The sequence below is a fragment of the Staphylococcus sp. HMSC071G07 genome, assembly GCF_001811435.1.
Lineage (GTDB): Bacteria > Bacillota > Bacilli > Staphylococcales > Staphylococcaceae > Staphylococcus > Staphylococcus pettenkoferi.
In genome coordinates this window covers 71,625-87,113 of the sequence record NZ_KV804768.1, presented here as the reverse complement: position 1 = coordinate 87,113, position 15,489 = coordinate 71,625, and the positions used below count along the sequence as shown (strand labels likewise).

Annotated in this window: 14 protein-coding genes; 13 read left to right on the top strand and 1 reads right to left on the bottom strand. The window is 39.1% G+C overall.

The annotated features are described in order from the left end of the window. Positions 1-64: 64 nt before the first annotated feature. Positions 65-997 carry a ribonuclease HIII gene (gene rnhC / locus HMPREF2802_RS04740; RefSeq protein ID WP_070502934.1) on the bottom strand — a complete coding sequence of 311 codons (933 nt, stop codon included), beginning with the start codon at positions 995-997 and terminating at the stop codon, positions 65-67. A gap of 289 nt (positions 998-1,286) precedes the next feature. Between rnhC and zapA the strand changes: the two genes are divergently transcribed. The 13 genes from zapA to HMPREF2802_RS12120 all read left to right on the top strand — a co-directional run. Beyond that, entirely contained in the window at positions 1,287-1,556 is a 270-nt protein-coding gene (zapA, locus tag HMPREF2802_RS04735) for a cell division protein ZapA (protein WP_002472867.1), read from the top strand. Continuing rightward, the gene (locus tag HMPREF2802_RS04730) at positions 1,553-2,074 is read left to right on the top strand and encodes a CvpA family protein (protein WP_049409568.1); all 522 of its coding nucleotides are present in this window, start codon (positions 1,553-1,555) and stop codon (positions 2,072-2,074) included. The genes zapA and HMPREF2802_RS04730 overlap by 4 nt, the downstream gene beginning before the upstream one ends. Before the next feature lie 97 nt (positions 2,075-2,171). Then, positions 2,172-3,881: a DNA polymerase/3'-5' exonuclease PolX gene (polX, locus tag HMPREF2802_RS04725; RefSeq protein WP_070502933.1), complete on the top strand. Its 1,710-nt coding sequence runs from the start codon at positions 2,172-2,174 to the stop codon at positions 3,879-3,881. Between the two features lie 9 nt (positions 3,882-3,890). Next, complete coding sequence (locus HMPREF2802_RS04720) at positions 3,891-6,242, top strand: endonuclease MutS2 (protein WP_070502932.1); 2,352 nt, start codon at positions 3,891-3,893, stop codon at positions 6,240-6,242. Between the two features lie 80 nt (positions 6,243-6,322). Then, the gene (trxA, locus tag HMPREF2802_RS04715; protein ID WP_002472830.1) at positions 6,323-6,637 is read left to right on the top strand and encodes a thioredoxin; all 315 of its coding nucleotides are present in this window, start codon (positions 6,323-6,325) and stop codon (positions 6,635-6,637) included. Positions 6,638-6,829: 192 nt separating this feature from the next. Next, on the top strand, positions 6,830-8,620 hold the full coding sequence (gene uvrC, locus HMPREF2802_RS04710) for an excinuclease ABC subunit UvrC (RefSeq protein ID WP_070502931.1): 1,791 nt from the start codon (positions 6,830-6,832) through the stop codon (positions 8,618-8,620). Between the two features lie 311 nt (positions 8,621-8,931). Next, positions 8,932-9,552, top strand: a complete 621-nt coding sequence (locus HMPREF2802_RS04705; RefSeq protein ID WP_002472887.1) for a succinate dehydrogenase cytochrome b558 subunit — start codon at positions 8,932-8,934, stop codon at positions 9,550-9,552. Positions 9,553-9,603: 51 nt separating this feature from the next. Then, positions 9,604-11,370, top strand: coding sequence for a succinate dehydrogenase flavoprotein subunit (gene sdhA, locus HMPREF2802_RS04700; protein ID WP_070502930.1), 1,767 nt, complete (start codon positions 9,604-9,606; stop codon positions 11,368-11,370). Beyond that, positions 11,370-12,170, top strand: coding sequence for a succinate dehydrogenase iron-sulfur subunit (gene sdhB / locus HMPREF2802_RS04695; protein WP_002472884.1), 801 nt, complete (start codon positions 11,370-11,372; stop codon positions 12,168-12,170). The genes sdhA and sdhB overlap by 1 nt, the downstream gene beginning before the upstream one ends. Before the next feature lie 485 nt (positions 12,171-12,655). Then, complete coding sequence (gene racE, locus HMPREF2802_RS04690) at positions 12,656-13,468, top strand: glutamate racemase (protein ID WP_070502929.1); 813 nt, start codon at positions 12,656-12,658, stop codon at positions 13,466-13,468. Then, the gene (locus HMPREF2802_RS04685) at positions 13,468-14,052 is read left to right on the top strand and encodes an XTP/dITP diphosphatase (protein ID WP_070502928.1); all 585 of its coding nucleotides are present in this window, start codon (positions 13,468-13,470) and stop codon (positions 14,050-14,052) included. The genes racE and HMPREF2802_RS04685 overlap by 1 nt, the downstream gene beginning before the upstream one ends. Beyond that, complete coding sequence (locus HMPREF2802_RS04680) at positions 14,049-14,564, top strand: metallophosphoesterase family protein (RefSeq protein ID WP_070502927.1); 516 nt, start codon at positions 14,049-14,051, stop codon at positions 14,562-14,564. Before HMPREF2802_RS04685 ends, HMPREF2802_RS04680 begins: the two co-directional genes overlap by 4 nt. 493 nt (positions 14,565-15,057) lie before the next feature. Continuing rightward, positions 15,058-15,489, top strand: a 432-nt coding sequence (locus tag HMPREF2802_RS12120; protein WP_371091348.1) for a hypothetical protein, incomplete at its 3' end; no start/stop codon positions are given.

The window sequence follows — 15,489 nt, the reverse complement described above, 5'->3', positions numbered from 1 at the left end:
TTGAGTGTGGTCCCATTAGCAAGCGAGAGTTACAACATTGAAAATGAAATACACTTTAATAACATCACCGACGTTTTTGCTCCACTAAACTCGACGCTTTGTCACGATTGGCGAAATGCTTTTTCGTCACTTGATCAAGCTGTGCTATACCTAAGCGGTTGATGATTCGCGCCGCACAGAGATCTACTTTTTTACTCGCACCTTTAATCACTGAAGTGTTGAGCTGTTTAGAAATATGATCCATGTGTTTGACGAAAGCATAACGAGAGATAATACTTGCTGCAGCGATAGCAATGGATTTCGATTCACCTTTCGTTTCGAAATGTGTCTTGTCAGGCAAAGGAATATCCGTCAGTGCATAGCGTTTGTAAACACCTGGTTGCGCAAATTGGTCGACGACGATGTAATCCAGTTCTTCAGAGTCAATGCGAGACAGCACATTTTTAATCGCTTCATTATGTAGGACGGCTTTCATCTTCACTTGCGACCAACCTTGAGCTTGGCGTTCGTTGTATTTCGGATTATCGAGTACGAGCAGTGAATGCGGTATAAAGGTCACAAGCTGTTCGGCTAGTTCTACAATTTTATCATCTGTTAATTTTTTAGAATCATCAACGCCGAGTGTCTTCAAGACTTGTGCATTTTTGTCAGATACATAGGCAGCACAGACAGTGAGTGGACCGAAGTAATCGCCACTACCAGCTTCATCACTCCCGATACAACTGTACTGGTTGAATTGAGGGTGTGATGGTTTCTTGGATTTCTTTGCTGTTTGTTTCTTAGGTTGTACAGAAGCGTTCGGTAGCAGCGATTGTGCGAGTTGTTCAGCATTTTTACCCTGAAACATCACTTTGTTGGAATTGTACACTGAGATCGTTGTGCCTTGGTGTTTCTTTCGCGCTTTCATACCTTGAGGTAAGCCAGTCGTGTCAAATTGGAGTTGGTCTAGTAAATGATTGATTTCCTGAGCCGTGACTTTTTTTACAACGTTTGTCATGACATGATCCTCGCTTTATGTAAGATTATAGCCTGTTCATTGTATCATAATGCGTAGTTATACAGATATGAGTTTTAGTAAAATGCTTGTTTCAAATATACATATCTCGACCACAACTCTACGTTTTACGTCAAATACATTTAATTTTCTTAAAGAGATAATGACAACTACTTACATAATAGAGAGCTGTCGTGTATAATAGTTCGTGATAAATATTTTACGATAATGAATTTAAATTTGAGATATATTACGAGTTATCAAGATATTATAAAGAGTCAGGAGTTAGATTATGGGAGAGTTCAAGAATCGCATTAATGTTACTATCAATGACCAGCACTATACAATCGTAGGGGAGGACAACCCTGAACACATTCGACACGTCGCACATCTCGTCGACGAGAAATTGAAAGAACTAGGTAGTAGAAGTGCAGGATTAGATACGACGCGTAAAGCTATTCTTACTGCGGTGAATGTCATGCACGAGAAAGTACAACTTGAAGAGGAGAATCGTCGCTTAGAACAAGAAATCCAACAGTTGAAACATAAAGATCACGAATGATTCTAGATATTATACTTATCCTGTTTCTACTGATTGTTGGAACAAGTGGTTTCCGCAATGGGTTATGGCTAAGTCTCATCAACCTTGTCTGTAGTGTGGTAGCCGTCTTTCTCGGCTACAAATTCTATATACAAGTTGCGCATAAATTAGATTTATTCATTCCATTTCCTAAGACGAAAGCTTACGATATGACGTATGCCTTTGAGTTCAGCAATCTACAACAACGGTTCAATGATGTGATTGCTTTCATCATCGTGGTCTTTATTGCGCGATTGATATTGCATATCGTCATCGGCGTATTTGGTAATATGATGCAGTCTGGACGTAGTGCGTTGCTCAGTCGTCTGTTGGGAGTGATTCCGAGCATCGTTATTGCACTATTTATAGCCGCACTAGGCGTCTATATTATTGCTTTATATCCTGATGAGCATCTACAACATCAATTAGCTACATCGAAACTCGCAGAATTGATTCTTTATCACATTCCTTATATCTCAAACTTTATACAGCACTTATAAATATAATGCAGAAATGTAACGGTCAGGGCATGTGTTATTTTGCGACATAGTGAAATAACGCTACGTCGTCTTGACCTTTTTCTATGAGGTGATTCTAATGACAAAGAAAGATGTTATTCAATTACTAGAACGAATTGCAACTTATATGGAACTTAAAGGGGAGAACACGTTCAAAGTCTCTGCCTATCGTAAAGCTGCCCAATCGCTAGAGATCGATGAACGCACTTTAGACGAAATCGATGATGTGACTGAGCTGAAAGGCATCGGTAAAGGCGTTGGAGAGGTTATCAACGAATATCGTGAAACAGGAGCGTCTAGCACGCTCAAAGCTTTACAAGGCGAGGTGCCTGAAGGTCTAATTCCGTTGCTTAAGATTCAAGGTTTAGGTAGTAAAAAGATTTCTAAACTCTATAAAGAATTAAATATTACTGATAAAGCTTCCTTACAAAAAGCATGTGAGGCAGGTGAAGTCAGCGAACTGAGTGGTTTTGCTAAGAAGACAGAACAGAATATATTAGAAGCGGTAAAAGCGTTAGGTGCGAAAAAGGATAAGTATCCAATTGATCTTATGCGTGGTTTAAGTCGTGAAATCAATCACTATTTAGAGCAACTCACTGATATCGAACAATTTGAAGTTGCGGGTAGCTTTAGACGTTTTAAAGAAGAAAGTAAAGACTTAGATTACATTATTAGTACTACTAATCCTGATCGTGTACAACAGCAATTACTTGAAATCCCTAATAAAGTTAAAGAAGTTGCAGTAGGACAAACGAAGATTTCGCTCGAACTCACGTATGATGATGAAACGATTGGCGTCGATTTCCGCTTGATTGAACCGGCTGCCTTTTACCATACGCTGCAGCATTTCACTGGATCTAAAGATCACAACATCCGCATTCGTCAACTCGCTAAAGAAAGAGACGAGAAGATTAGCGAATATGGTATTGAGACAGCATCTGGCGAATTGATTCAGTATCAAAGTGAAGCGGAGATTTACGAACACTATGGTTATGACTGGATTGCGCCTGCGTTACGTGAAGATGGAAGTGAATTTGACAAAGACTTATCCGATATCATCCAGTTAGACGATATCCGTGGTGATATTCATATGCATACGACAGCGAGCGATGGTGCGATGAGTCTACGTGAAATGGTCGAAGCGAATATTGCGAAAGGTTACGAGTTTATGATGATTACAGATCACTCTCGTAGCTTGAAAGTAGCGAACGGACTTTCTGCGGACCGTTTGTTGCGTCAACATGAAGAGATTCAGCAGCTCAATGAGGAATATCCAGAAATCGATATTTATTCAGGCACGGAAATGGACATTCTTCCAGATGGCAGCATGGATTATGACGATGAAGTGTTAGCTCAGCTCGATTACGTGATTGCGTCTATCCATCAGAGTTTCAATCAGTCTCAAGAAGATATTATGCATCGTTTAGAACAAGCATGTCGCAACCCTTACGTGCGTCATATTGCCCATCCAACAGGTCGAATTATTGGTAAAAGACCAGGGTACGAGCCTGATATTGAGCAATTGTGTCAACTTGCAGAAGAAACAGGAACCGTGCTCGAAATTAACGCGAATCCGAAACGATTAGACTTAAATGCTAAAGTAGTGCGTCAACATCCTAACTTGATGCTGACAATTAATACAGATGCGCATCATACGGACCACTTAGAATTCATGAAATACGGTGTCGCAACTGCGCAGAAGGGATTTGTTCAGAAATCTCGTGTAATCAATACATTTTCTCGAGAAGCATTTAAGGATTTTGTAAAAGGCGAGAAAAATAAGAAATAGAGGGATTGTATGAGACAAAAATCATTAGATGTCTTAGAATTCGATAAGATTAAAGCAATGGTTGAACAAGAAGCGGTCAGTGACTTGGGACAAATTAAAGCTCGCGAAATGTCTCCTCAAGTCGATCGTTCAACCGTCATATTTCAAATGGATGAAACAGATGAAATCGCTCAAATCTATAATAAATTACGCTTACCCAGTCTCAGTGGTCTAGCGCAAATCAAACCACTTATACGTCGTGCTCAAATTGGCGGGGTCTTGAATGTCACAGAACTGAATACGATTAAACGTTTGATTCAAGTACAGAATCAATTCAAGACATTCTACGCACAATTGTTGGAAGATGATGAAGAGGTTGTGCACTACCCCATCTTGCATGAACGGATGAATGAGCTTCCAGTGCTCACAGACTTGTATCGCACGATTCACGATAAGTGTGATGCGCACGATTTATATGACCATGCGAGTACGACACTTCAAAGCATTCGTAGCAAGATTTCTAGCACGTCACAACGTATACGTCAGAATTTAGATCGGATCGTTAAGAGTCAATCGAATCAGAAGAAACTTTCAGATGCGATTGTGACAGTGAGAAATGATCGTAACGTTATTCCAGTCAAAGCGGAGTATCGCCAAGATTTCAACGGTATCGTGCATGACCAATCATCTTCTGGACAAACACTTTATATCGAGCCTTCATCAGTAGTGGAGATGAACAACCAAATCAGTCGCCTGCGTAACGACGAAGCGGTTGAACGTGAACGTATTTTAACTGAACTGACAGCAGAGGTTGCCGCAGATGCAGATGGCTGCTTAACAGCTGAGCAAATTATGGGTCAAATCGACTTCCTGACAGCGAAAGCACGTTATGCTCGTAAGATTAAAGCGACGAAACCTGAGTTTACTGAAGATCGTTCTGTCTACTTGCCGAAAGCATTCCACCCACTGTTAGACCAAGAGACGGTGGTAGCCAATACGATTGAGTTCGCAGAGGACGTTGAAACCGTGATTATTACTGGCCCCAACACAGGTGGTAAGACGGTTACACTCAAGACGTTAGGCCTCATCATTATTATGACGCAGGCAGGTTTACTAATTCCTACATTAGATGGAAGTAAGTTAGGTATTTTTGAAAATGTGTACTGTGATATCGGTGACGAACAATCTATTGAGCAGTCGCTATCTACCTTCTCTTCTCATATGAAAAATATCGTTTCTATCCTTGAAGAAGCGACGCCGAATAGCTTGATTCTCTTTGATGAGCTTGGTGCAGGTACGGATCCAAGCGAAGGTGCAGCATTAGCGATGAGTATTCTGGATTACGTACACGATATCGGTTCACTCGTGATGGCAACGACGCACTATCCAGAGCTAAAGGCTTATAGCTATAATCGAGAAGGCGTGATGAATGGGAGTGTAGAATTCGACGTGAATACGTTAAGTCCGACATACAAATTGTTGATGGGCGTACCAGGTCGTTCAAACGCTTTTGATATTTCTAAAAAGCTCGGGTTAGGTATGAAGATTATATCTAAAGCGAAAACGATGATTGGACATGATGAACAAGAAATTAATAATATGATTGAATCACTCGAGAAGAACTCTAAACGTGTGGATGAACAACGTATTGAGCTCGATCGACTTTTACGAGAAGCGCAAGACACACACGATGATTTAGAGCAAAACTACAAGAAATTCAAGAATTATGAACAACATCTCATGAATGAAGCACGCGACAAGGCAAACCAACGCGTGAAAGCTGCGACGAAAGAGGCCGACCAAATCTTGAAAGACCTACGTCACATGCGCGACAAAAAAGGTGCGGACGTTAAAGAACACGAACTCATAGACAAGAAAAAACATCTTGAAGATCAATACGAAGAGAAATCACTTAAAAAAGATGTTAAGAAGCAAAAATGGGATGAAATTCATGCGGGCGATGAAGTGAAAGTCTTAACATACGGTCAAAAAGGTGAAGTGTTAGAACTCGTAGGCGATGATGAAGCGGTCGTTCAAATGGGTATTATTAAGATGAAATTACCGCTCAAAGATTTAGAGAAAAAGAAAAAAGAGAAACAGCAACCTACTAAAATGGTTAAACGTCACAATCGACAAAATGTGAAGATGGAACTCGATTTACGAGGTTATCGCTATGAAGAAGCGTTAGTAGAACTCGATCAATATTTAGATCAAGCCGTACTCAGTAATTATGAGCAAGTATATATTATTCATGGTAAAGGTACGGGGGCTTTACAAAAAGGCGTGCAAGAACACTTGAAACGTCATAAAAGTGTGGCTTCATATCGTAATGGAATGCCGAGTGAAGGTGGCTTCGGAGTGACAGTGGCGCAGTTGAAATAATGTTGAGCAATAGGTATGCAGTAACGGTGAAATTCTGTTATAATTTCCACATCATTTGAAATTAAGGAGGATTGGCATTTATGGCAATCGTAAAAGTAACTGATTCTAACTTTGATGAAAACATTCAATCAGGCGTAAACTTAGTTGATTTCTGGGCAACTTGGTGTGGACCATGTAAAATGATTGCACCAGTTTTAGAAGAACTTGCTGAAGATTTTGACGGAAAAGCAAACATTTTAAAATTAGACGTAGATGAAAATCCATCAACAGCAGCTAAATTTGAAGTAATGAGTATTCCAACATTAATCTTATTCAAAGATGGTGAACCTGTAGATAAAGTAGTAGGGTTCCAACCTAAAGAGAACTTAGCTGAAGTAATTGAGAAACATCTATAATTAAATGACGACCCAGTAGGCTGAGACATCACGATGTTTCAGCCTTTTTTAACTGTAAGATGATAAGAGAAATTTAATAAAAGGTCGTCTAAGGTTGAGATACAAGGGTATGATGCTAACGTGATGCTCTGGGAATAGTATCCCAGGCTTATTTGTGCGGAATAAACCACGCTTTGAGAAGGGAGGTACATGATGGAAACGTATAAGGAAGAAATTAAGAATAAGTTGTCGGTCGTACCGATGGAGCCAGGTTGCTACTTGATGAAAGATCGTAACGACCAAGTGATTTACGTAGGAAAAGCGAAGAAACTGCGTAATCGTTTAAGATCTTACTTCACAGGTGCGCATGATACGAAAACGACACGGCTCGTGGCAGAAATTCGCAACTTCGAATTTATCGTGACTTCTGATGAGACAGAATCTCTATTATTAGAACTGAATTTAATTAAACAATATCAACCTCGTTATAATATTTTGCTGAAAGATGATAAAAGCTATCCTTTCATTAAGATTACGAAAGAGAAATACCCACGACTCGTCGTGACCCGCAGAGTTAAGAAAGGAACAGGAAAGTACTTCGGACCTTATCCAAATGCTTATTCTGCGCAAGAAACGAAGAAGTTACTCGACCGCATTTATCCATTCCGCAAATGTGACAAAATGCCGGATAAACTCTGTCTTTATTATCATATTGGGCAATGTCTTGGACCATGTGTCTATGATGTAGACTTAGAAAAATATGCAGAAATGACACGTGAAATTAGCGATTTCTTAAATGGTGAGGACCAGACCATTTTAAAAAATCTCGAAAATCGCATGCAACAAGCGAGTGAAGATTTAGATTTCGAACAAGCGAAGGAATATCGAGACTTGATTCAGCATATCCATAATCTCACGCGTAAACAGAAGATTATGTCACCCGACAAATCTACACGCGATGTCTTTGGCTACAGTGTGTCTAAGGGCTGGATGTGTGTGCAAGTCTTCTTTATTCGCCAAGGAAATATGATCAAACGCGATGCGACGATGATTCCTTTGCAGCAAACTGAAGAAGAGGAATTCTATACGTTTATCGGTCAATTCTACGAGCTCAACCAGCACTTATTGCCAAAAGAAGTTCATGTGCCGAAGAATTTAGATAAAAATATCATTAATTCAGTTGTAGATACTAAGATTGTGCAACCCGTTCGTGGTAAAAAGAAAGAAATGGTCGATTTGGCTAATCACAACGCAGAAGTATCACTGGATAACAAATTTGAACTTATCGCACGAGATGAATCACGTACAGTGAAAGCAATTGAAGAGTTAGGCGACCGTATGGGTATTCAAACACCTATACGTATTGAAGCGTTTGATAACTCGAATATTCAAGGGGTTGACCCTGTATCCGCTATGGTGTCTTTCGTCGATGGTAAACCTAACAAGAAAGGCTATCGGAAGTATAAGATTAAGACTGTGGAAGGTCCTGATGACTACAAATCGATGCGCGAAGTCGTGCGTCGGCGTTATACACGTGTGCTCAATGAGGGTACGCCGTTACCTGATTTAATCATCGTTGACGGTGGTAAGGGACACATGAGTGGCGTGATCGATGTGCTCGAGAATGAGTTAGGTCTGGATATTCCGGTTGCGGGTTTGCGTAAAAATGACAAACACCGTACGTCTGAAATTCTTTATGGTGAACAAGCTGAAGTTGTGCCATTGAAGAAGAATAGTCAGGCCTTTTATTTACTTCAGCGTATTCAAGATGAAGTGCATCGTTTCGCAATTACTTTCCATCGTCAGACGAGACAGAAATCTGGTTTGAAATCTGTGCTAGATACTGTTGAAGGTATAGGGGCGAAACGTAAGACGCGTCTCTTACGTACTTTCGGTTCTATTAAAAAGATGCGAGAAGCGCCAATTGAAGATTTGAAAGGCGCAGGTTTACCACAAAAGGTTGCAGAAAACCTACAAGCAGCTTTAGAGGAGAAAAAATCTTAAATTTTAGGGTATGAGAATCATTCTCATGCCCAAAAGTCCTCTAATTAGTGTTACAATGTGTATAAAGCAGATTTCTTTTTTTAAAGATATGTGGAAGCGTTTTCTAATTGAGAAATATTATCACTTATTTTTAAACCTATTCGTGACGTGATTTAAATGTAATCATCAACCATTTGGGCATACAATATAGGATGGTTTTGGAAATAAGTGATGGAAGCGAGTTAGTGAACACGACTGCATCATTTTAGGGCGTAAAAAAAGATATCTAAAAAAGAAATCGAAATTAATAGTTTTTCAGGGGGGACTTCCTTTTGGCTTATACAAAAAATCAATTCTATCTTAGACGTCTGCACTCGCTGCTAGGCGTAATCCCTATCGGTGGATTCTTACTTGTCCACTTGCTTGTTAACCATCAAGCAACTAAAGGGGCTGAAGCTTTCAACCATGCAGCAGGATTTATGGAATCACTACCGTTCTTAATCGTATTGGAATTCTTATTCATTTACATTCCATTAGTTTATCACGGTGTGTATGGGGTACATATCGCATTTACGGCACAAGCTAACGTTGGACATTATTCACAATTCAGAAACGTAATGTTCTTCTTACAACGTGCAACTGGTATCATTTCATTTATCTTTATTGCGATTCACCTTTGGCAAACTCGTATTCAAAAAGCAATTGGTGGCCACGAAGTGAACTACGATATGATTCATGGCTTAATTCAAAGTCATCCAATCATTGTATTAGTTGGATACATCATTGGTATTTTAGCTGTAGTATTCCACTTCTCAAATGGTTTATGGTCATTCTTAGTAACTTGGGGTGTATTACAATCTAAGTTCTCTCAACGTGTCTTCACTTGGGTATCTTTAATTGTATTCCTCATCTTAGGTTACATCGGTGTAAGTGCAATTATCGCGTTCGTATAAATTCAAAAGTTTAATTTAGTCTTTAGAGTATAACTAGGGGAGTGACAATTTATGGCAGAGAAAAAAATAATTGTTGTCGGTGGAGGACTTGCCGGTCTGATGTCAACAATTAAAGCAGCGGAACAAGGTGCACACGTAGATTTATTCTCACTTGTTCCAGTTAAACGTTCGCACTCAGTATGTGCGCAAGGTGGTATTAACGGGGCAGTTAATACGAAAGGTGAAGGTGACTCACCTTGGATTCACTTCGACGATACAGTATATGGTGGGGACTTCTTAGCAAACCAACCACCAGTTAAAGCAATGACTGAAGCTGCGCCGAAGATCATCCACTTATTAGACCGTATGGGTGTTATGTTCAACCGTACAAACGAAGGTTTATTAGACTTCCGTCGTTTCGGTGGAACACTTCATCACCGTACTGCATACGCAGGTGCGACTACAGGTCAACAACTTCTTTATGCATTAGACGAACAAGTACGTAGCTTTGAAGTAGACGGCTTAGTAACGAAATACGAAGGATGGGAATTCCTTGGTATCGTTAAAGGCGAAGATGACAGTGCGAGAGGTATCGTAGCGCAAGATATGACTTCTTCTGAAATTAAATCATTCGGTTCAGATGCGGTAATCATGGCTACAGGTGGTCCTGGTATCATCTTCGGTAAGACTACAAACTCAATGATTAACACTGGTTCAGCAGCATCTGTTGTTTATCAACAAGGTGCGAAATACGCGAACGGTGAATTTATCCAAATCCACCCAACTGCAATCCCTGGTGACGACAAATTACGTCTCATGAGTGAGTCTGCACGTGGTGAAGGTGGACGTATTTGGACTTATAAAGATGGTAAACCATGGTACTTCTTAGAAGAGAAATATCCAGACTATGGTAACTTAGTACCACGTGACATCGCGACACGTGAAATCTTCGATGTCTGTGTAAACCAAAAATTAGGTATCAATGGTGAGAACATGGTCTACCTTGACTTATCTCACAAAGATCCACATGAGTTAGACGTTAAATTAGGTGGTATCATCGAGATTTATGAAAAATTCACTGGTGATGACCCACGTAAAGTACCTATGAAGATCTTCCCAGCAGTACACTACTCAATGGGTGGTCTTTACGTAGACTACGACCAAATGACTAACATCAAAGGTCTCTTCGCTGCAGGTGAATGTGATTACTCACAACACGGTGGTAACCGTTTAGGTGCCAACTCACTATTATCAGCAATCTACGGTGGTACAGTTGCTGGTCCAAACGCAGTGAAATACGTTGAAGATATCGAAGATACTTACAAAGACATGGATGACAGTATTTATGAACGTCGTGTTCAAGAAGAACAAGAACGTTTCGATAAATTACTCAACATGAAAGGTTCAGAGAACGCATACAAATTGCATAAAGAACTTGGTGAAATCATGACAGCTAACGTAACAGTTGTACGTGATAACAAGAAATTACTTGAAACAGATAAGAAAATCCAAGAGTTAATGAAACGTTACGAAGATATCGATATTGAAGATACTCAAACTTGGAGTAACCAAGCAGTATTCTTCACTCGCCAATTATGGAACATGTTACAATTAGCACGTGTTATCACTATTGGTGCTTACAACCGTAATGAATCTCGTGGCGCACACTACAAACCAGAATTCCCAGATCGTAACGACGATGAATGGTTGAAGACAACATTAGCTGAATATCAAGGTAAGCACGAAGCACCTAAATTCACTTATGAAGATGTAGATATCAGCTTTATTGAACCTCGTAAACGTGACTACACTAAAAAGTCTAAAGGAGGTAAAAAATAATGGCAGAACAAACTCAAAGCCAACAACCTCAACAAAAGCAAAAAGAGCCAATTAAATTAATCATCAAACGTCAAGATAATAATGAGTCTAAACCTTATTATGAAGAGTTTGAGATTCCATATAAAGAGAACTTAAACGTGATTGCATGTTTAATGTACATCCGTAGAAACCCAGTTAACGCAAAAGGTGAAAAAACAACACCAGTTACTTGGGACATGAACTGTCTTGAAGAAGTTTGTGGTGCATGTTCAATGGTTATCAATGGTCAAGCACGTCAATCATGTTCAGCGATCATTGACCAATTAGAACAACCAATCAAACTTGAACCAATGAGTACCTTCCCAGTTATTCGTGACTTACAAGTTGACCGTTCTAGAATGTTCGACAACTTGAAACGTATGAAAGCTTGGGTACCAATCGACGGTACTTACGACTTAGGACCAGGACCTCGTATGCCTGAGAAGAAACGTCAAACAGCATACGAATTATCTAAATGTATGACTTGTGGTGTATGTTTAGAGGTATGTCCTAACGTAACAAGCAACAACAACTTCGTGGGTGCACAAGCGATTTCTCAAGTTCGTTTATTCAACTTACACCCAACAGGTTCAATGACTAAAGATGAACGTTTAGATGCTTTAATGGGTGGCGGAGGCCTTCAAGCATGTGGTAACTCTCAAAACTGTGTTAACGCATGTCCTAAAGGTATCCCACTTACAACATCTATCGCGGCTATGAACAGAGAAACTTCATTCCATATGTTCAAGTCATTCTTTGGTTCAGACCACAAAGTAGACTAATATCATTGTATAAGCGTAAAGGCCCGGCAGTTGCCGGGTCTTTTTCGTTATAATAAAAGGAATAGTACTACTGTTTAATTCGAGAATGATACTACTACTTAGAATATTACACTAGATATCTTTTCTATATAGCAGTTGAATTAAATTAAAAAATAGGTTTCGAATTTTATAATGAGCCTGGAAAATTAACAGAAATTAGTGTTTGAAATAGATGAAAATGACGCTTAAAATGAATCTTTTTTAATATTTTCAATGTGAACTCGAGACGCTAGATGGATTAAAGACCACAACGAAAATCCATTCTTCGAGCTCTTTGAGCGAAAAGAATTAGTTGAGTGTGGTCCCATTAGCAAGCGAGAGTCATTACATTGAAAATGATATAACTTTGGTTTTTATTTCATTTTCGTGAAATAAGCGAAGTAAATGAAGCCATAAATCATGTTGTGCTAAAATGATATTAAATACATAATAAGGAAGTTTTAATAATGGATAGACCTATCGGTGTGATTGATTCCGGAGTAGGTGGGCTGACCGTAGCAAAAGAAATAATGCGTCAGCTACCGAATGAAACGATATACTATTTAGGGGACGTCAAACGGTGTCCATATGGCCCTAGAGAGGCTGAGGAAGTGAGACAGTTCTCGATTGAACTTGCGAATACGCTGATGCAATATGAAATCAAAATGCTCGTCATCGCATGTAATACCGCAACAGCTGTGGCATTGGATACGTTGCAAGAGATGCTCAATATACCGGTAGTAGGGGTAATTGAACCAGGTGCACGCACAGCAATTATGACAACGCAGAATAACAGTGTGCTCGTGCTAGGAACTGAAGGAACGATACGTTCAGAAGCGTATCGACATCAGATCACTCGTATCAATCCTAATATTAAGGTGAGAGGTGTCGCTTGTCCTGGTTTCGCGCCAATGGTTGAGCAGTTACGCTATAAAGATCCAACCATTACAAGTATTGTGATACATCAAACGTTAAAGCAATGGCGACATAGTGATGCAGATACAGTGATTCTGGGATGTACACATTATCCTTTAATCTATCAACAGATTAATAATTACTTTGATGGCGAGAAGACCGTGATTTCGTCTGGTCTAGAAACTGCGCGTGAAGTGAGTGCGTTGCTCACATTTAGTAGTGAACATGCAGGTTATAAGACATCTCCGAAACATCGCTTTTTCGCAACAGGAGATACAGAACACATCGAATACATTATTCAACAGTGGCTCGGTTTAGATGTCACAGTAGAACAAATTGAAGTCGTACAAGGAGATGAGGGTTAATGGAAGATTTAGTGATTGCCTCAAACAATAAAGGGAAGATTAATGATTTTAAAGTGATATTTCCGCAATATCGTGTGATTGGTATCAGTGAACTTATTGAGGATTTTGATGTTGAAGAAACTGGAACAACATTTGAAGAGAATTCTAGACTTAAATCTGAGGCAGCAGCTCAAGCACTTAATAAACGTGTGATTGCTGATGATAGTGGTTTAGAAGTTCACGCTTTAAATGGCGCACCAGGTGTGTATTCAGCACGTTATGCAGGTGCTTCGAAAGATGATGACGCCAATATTGAGAAAGTATTGTCTGAACTCGGCGATACGAAAGATCGAGCAGCTGAATTCGTATGTGTAATTAGTATGAGCGCGCCAGGTGAGGAAACAGTACAATTTAGAGGTTCAGTTCAGGGTGAAATTACGTTAGGTAAAATTGGTGAGCATGGCTTTGGTTACGATCCAATCTTTTACGTGCCGGATAAAGGTCAAACGATGGCGCAACTCACTGCTGAAGAGAAGAATGAAATCAGTCATCGTCGCCGTGCAATTGATCAGTTAGAAGCTTATTTAAAAGGTGAAGCGCAATGACACAACTATTATTAATTAGTGATAATCATACAGAAGCAGGTATTCTACATGAAGTACTCACTCATAATGAAGATTGTGATGAAGCAATTCATCTAGGTGATTCCCAATTTACTTATGATGATACGGAACTCAGTCGATTCGTCAGAGTTAAGGGAAACACAGATTTCTATCCTGAATTTCCGGCCGAAGAAATCGTCTCTATTAATGGTATTCGTGCATTCTGTGCACATGGTCATGTGCATCAAGTGAACCGTACGCGCGATATATTAGTGAATCAAGCTAAGATGCACCACTGTGATTTTGCGTTTTACGGTCATACGCATGTTGCGAGATATGAGAACATTGATGGCGTGCATGTGATTAATCCTGGAAGTATTTCTCAATCTCGCAGTCGAGTAGAGGAAACTTACGCCGTCGTGACGATTGATGATGAGACATGTAAAGGGCATGTAGAGTTTAAGAATCGTAAGCATCAAGTTATTCATGAAGTACAATTTGAGTTAAGTCGCTAAGAGAAATATCAATTTAACTTGTTTAACACGACTTAGTTAGGGTATATTAAGTAATAGTGTTATTTTATTGACGATAAGACCTTAGCCTTCGTTCTTAGAATGGGAGCTAGGGTTTTATTTTTTGGAACTATAAATGATTTTCTTCTACTTTAAAATCATTCTAATATTAAGTATGTTTGAACTAAATTATATGTTATAATGAACTTGTAGGTGAGAATCCTACAGGTATATGAACAGTTTTTGTGTGTGAAGGATATTATTCATGTTTACACACTTTCTAACCCGTCTCTTTACGAGGCGGGATTTTTTTTGCGATTTTTGAAATTTGATTGGAGTCTGACGCATTTTTTAATAAAATGAATTTATAAAAATAATGTAATATAAAACGCTTTACTTTCGGTGGGGATGGTATATAATAATACTAAACGATATACTGCACTTTGCCCTTTTATCAAACATGAAACAGACAATCAGAGACTAGGGAGGGATGCGAATGAAACATCAAAGCATCTTAAAGAAGCATCACCAACGCTTAACTCGATTAGAAAAAGATACACGTGAAATTAAATTAGAATTGATTGAAACGCAAGAGTCTCAGAAAGCTATAAATGAAGATAATGAAAAATTTACAGTAGCCCAGGAAGATAGAATCGAGAGAAGAGAAAAAAGTAATGAGCAATTTCAACAGAGCCAAGAGAAAAGTGCAGATAGAAATGAAAAATATTATGAAAAAATTATTGCGAATCAAGAGAAGTCATATAGGGATTTAGTAGAAGGTAACAAGCAATTTAAGAAAGAAATTCGCGAAGGTAATGAGAAATTCAAGAATGAATTTCTAGAAAGCAATAAGCAATTCAAGACAGAAATTCGGGAAAGTAATGAAAAATTTAAGAAGGAAATTCGCGAAGGTAATGAGAAATTCAAG

What these genes read in the sequence shown, in the direction of transcription:
- racE (WP_070502929.1), top strand. Translation starts at nt 12,656, where the DNA reads ATGGATAGACCTATCGGTGTGATTGATTCCGGAGTAGGTGGGCTGACC.
- polX (WP_070502933.1), top strand. Translation starts at nt 2,172, where the DNA reads ATGACAAAGAAAGATGTTATTCAATTACTAGAACGAATTGCAACTTAT.
- HMPREF2802_RS04720 (WP_070502932.1), top strand. Translation starts at nt 3,891, where the DNA reads ATGAGACAAAAATCATTAGATGTCTTAGAATTCGATAAGATTAAAGCA.
- HMPREF2802_RS04680 (WP_070502927.1), top strand. Translation starts at nt 14,049, where the DNA reads ATGACACAACTATTATTAATTAGTGATAATCATACAGAAGCAGGTATT.
- zapA (WP_002472867.1), top strand. Translation starts at nt 1,287, where the DNA reads ATGGGAGAGTTCAAGAATCGCATTAATGTTACTATCAATGACCAGCAC.
- sdhA (WP_070502930.1), top strand. Translation starts at nt 9,604, where the DNA reads ATGGCAGAGAAAAAAATAATTGTTGTCGGTGGAGGACTTGCCGGTCTG.
- rnhC (WP_070502934.1), bottom strand. Translation starts at nt 997, where the DNA reads ATGACAAACGTTGTAAAAAAAGTCACGGCTCAGGAAATCAATCATTTA.
- sdhB (WP_002472884.1), top strand. Translation starts at nt 11,370, where the DNA reads ATGGCAGAACAAACTCAAAGCCAACAACCTCAACAAAAGCAAAAAGAG.
- HMPREF2802_RS04685 (WP_070502928.1), top strand. Translation starts at nt 13,468, where the DNA reads ATGGAAGATTTAGTGATTGCCTCAAACAATAAAGGGAAGATTAATGAT.
- HMPREF2802_RS04730 (WP_049409568.1), top strand. Translation starts at nt 1,553, where the DNA reads ATGATTCTAGATATTATACTTATCCTGTTTCTACTGATTGTTGGAACA.
- trxA (WP_002472830.1), top strand. Translation starts at nt 6,323, where the DNA reads ATGGCAATCGTAAAAGTAACTGATTCTAACTTTGATGAAAACATTCAA.
- uvrC (WP_070502931.1), top strand. Translation starts at nt 6,830, where the DNA reads ATGGAAACGTATAAGGAAGAAATTAAGAATAAGTTGTCGGTCGTACCG.